Origin of the sequence: Caballeronia sp. (assembly GCF_049581465.1) — a bacterium.
Lineage (GTDB): Bacteria > Pseudomonadota > Gammaproteobacteria > Burkholderiales > Burkholderiaceae > Caballeronia.
Map to the genome: position 1 here is coordinate 1 of NZ_JBAUSA010000321.1, position 2427 is coordinate 2427.

At 64.6% G+C, this 2427-nt stretch carries 4 protein-coding genes; all 4 read left to right on the forward strand.

The genetic code is table 11. The features are described 5' to 3' along the window. A partial coding sequence (locus WCA53_RS07960) for an acyl carrier protein (protein ID WP_423907720.1) occupies positions 1 to 183 on the forward strand: 183 nt, incomplete at its 5' end. A gap of 13 nt (positions 184 to 196) precedes the next feature. Next, positions 197 to 1255 carry an acyl-protein synthetase gene (locus WCA53_RS07965; protein WP_423907722.1) on the forward strand — a complete coding sequence of 353 codons (1059 nt, stop codon included), beginning with the start codon at positions 197 to 199 and terminating at the stop codon, positions 1253 to 1255. Next, entirely contained in the window at positions 1252 to 2019 is a 768-nt protein-coding gene (fabI, locus tag WCA53_RS07970; RefSeq protein ID WP_423907724.1) for an enoyl-ACP reductase FabI, read from the forward strand. The genes WCA53_RS07965 and fabI overlap by 4 nt, the downstream gene beginning before the upstream one ends. Before the next feature lie 24 nt (positions 2020 to 2043). Then, positions 2044 to 2427, forward strand: a 384-nt coding sequence (locus WCA53_RS07975) for an SDR family NAD(P)-dependent oxidoreductase (protein ID WP_423907726.1), incomplete at its 3' end; no start/stop codon positions are given.

A 2427-nucleotide genomic window follows, 5' to 3' on the forward strand; every position in this document is an offset into this window, starting at 1 on the left:
ACCCTGCCCGATTCGGCGCTGCGTTATCAGGAGACGCCGGGCTGGGATTCGCTCGGAGCGGTGCTGCTGATCTCCTCCATCGAAGATGAATTCAAGGTCGAGATCGCTACGGACCGGGCGTTGAAGATGGATACTTTCAGCGGCGCTGCGCAGTTGCTCCGCGAGCTCGGGGTGCGGGAATGAGCCGGCGATCGTCATGAATCGTCCGCCGACAAGCCAGGGCATGCGGGAGCGCGCACTGCTGCCGCAGATGGTCGAACTGATCGAGCATCATCGGTGCGCGTGTCCTGCGTACGCTCGTGTGCTCGATGCAATCGGTCATTCGTCAGGTCGCCGCTATGCGCGAACTCATGAACTGCCATGGCTGCCTGTGCGCCTGTTCAAGGAGCATGCGTTGATCAGCACCGGCCGCGAACAAGTGGCCGTGCTGACGTCGTCTGGCACGACCGGCGCGAATGTCAGCCGGATCGCGCTGGACCGTGACGCCGCTGAACATCAGCGAGCTTTGCTCACCGCGACGCTGGCAACGGTGCTAGGTCCGCGACGTCTACCGTTGCTCATTATCGACTCGCCGTCGGCGGTACGCCGCGAACGCTCGTCCATTCGCGGGGCCACCGTGCTCGGCGTGATGAATGTCGGTCGCGAGCATGTCTTTGCGCTGGATGACGAGCAGGGCATCGACGCCGCCGCCGTCGAGAATTTCCTGCAACGCCACGGACACGCGACGTTCCTGATCTTCGGCTTCACGTCTCTCGTCTGGACGCGGCTCCATGCATTCGCACGATCACGCGGATTCGATCTGGCGAACGCGATCCTGCTGCACACAGGCGGCTGGAAAAAGCTCGCTGACCAGGCTGTATCGCCACGGGAATTCCGCGCGGGGTTTCTCGATGCAACCGGCCTTCGCCGATGCCACAACTTCTACGGAATGGTGGAGCAAGGTGGCACGATCCATATTGAATCGGCATCCGGCGATGGTTTTTATTGCCCCGATTTCGCCGATGTCATCATCCGCGATCCGCAGACCTGGGAGGAAGCCCCGGTTGGCACGGAGGGGGTTATCGAAGTCTTGAGCGCGGCGCCGCGCGCGCATCCGGGGCACGTGTTGCTGACCGAAGACCGAGGCGTGGTGCATGGCATCGACGACGGCGAGTGGCCGGGCAAGCGCTTCTCCGTGCTCGGCAGGCTCGCGCGCGCCGAGCCCCGGGGATGCGCGGACACATTGCCCGATAGCGCTCAAGGAGCGCGATCATGACCGGCTTGCTCGAAGGGCGGCGTTTGCTTATCACCGGCGTCATCAACCATGCATCGATCGCATTCGCGGTCGCAAAGCTCGCGCAGGAGCAGGGCGCGGAGATTGTGCTCACCGGCCACGGCCGGCTGCACATGGTCGTGGACGCAGCCAGCCGATTGCCGCATCCGCCGCCGGTTGTCGAACTCGATGTGACGCAAGATGAACAACTCGCCACGCTGGCCGAGCGCGTACGGGTTCACTTGCCGCGGGTGGACGGCGTGCTGCACTCGATCGCGTTTGCGCCGCGAGGGGCGATCGGCGGAGATTTCCTGGCTACGAGCTGGGCCGATGTATCGACGACCTTGCAGGTGTCGGCCTATTCGCTGCAGGCGCTGACCACAGCGGTGCTGCCCTTGATGGACGCAGGCGGGGCGATCGTGGGCGTGGATTTCGATGCATCGGTGACGTGGCCCGGCTACGACTGGATGGGCGTGGCAAAAGCTGCGCTCGAATCGAGCGCGCGTTACCTTGCTCGCGATTTGGGCGCGCGCGGTATCCGCGTCAATCTGGTCGCGGCGGGTCCTTTGCGCACTGCCGCCTCTCACGGCGAGCCGCGTTTCACCGATATCGCCGCCGCCTGGCGAGCCCGCGCGCCACTCGGCTGGAATCCTACCGACGCCAACGGCGTCGCTCGCACGTGTGTGGCGTTGCTCTCGGACTGGCTCCCGGTCACCACCGGCGAGATCGTGCATGCCGATGGTGGCTTTCACACGGTAGGGGTCTGACATGACGTGGTTCCGGGGGTATCGATGAATACGGCGAGGTGTTTCAGCAGTCGTATTGCCGTTGTGATCGGCGGCACGCGTGGCATCGGTCTGGCGAGTGCGCGGCTGCTGGCCGCGGCGGGAGCAACCGTGATATTGACCGGCACCGATCAGGCGAAAGCCGAACGCGAGGCGCAGCAGATCGCTGCCGAGTACGGCGTCAGTGCGACGGGGCGGTCGCTGGATCTGGCCGACTACGCGTCGATTAGCGTGACCATCAAGTCGATTGCCGCGGAGCACGGCACCATCGACGCGCTCGTGCTCAGCGCGGGTCTCATGCAGAGCACGCCGCTCGGAATGACTCCGGAGCCGGTTGCTCGGCATCTGCTCGACGTCAATCTGCTCGGGGCCATCGAAGTGCTGCAGGTG

Excerpts from the sequence above, each read along its gene's own strand:
- WCA53_RS07965 (WP_423907722.1), top strand. The coding sequence starts at position 197 with ATGAATCGTCCGCCGACAAGCCAGGGCATGCGGGAGCGCGCACTGCTG.
- fabI (WP_423907724.1), top strand. The coding sequence starts at position 1,252 with ATGACCGGCTTGCTCGAAGGGCGGCGTTTGCTTATCACCGGCGTCATC.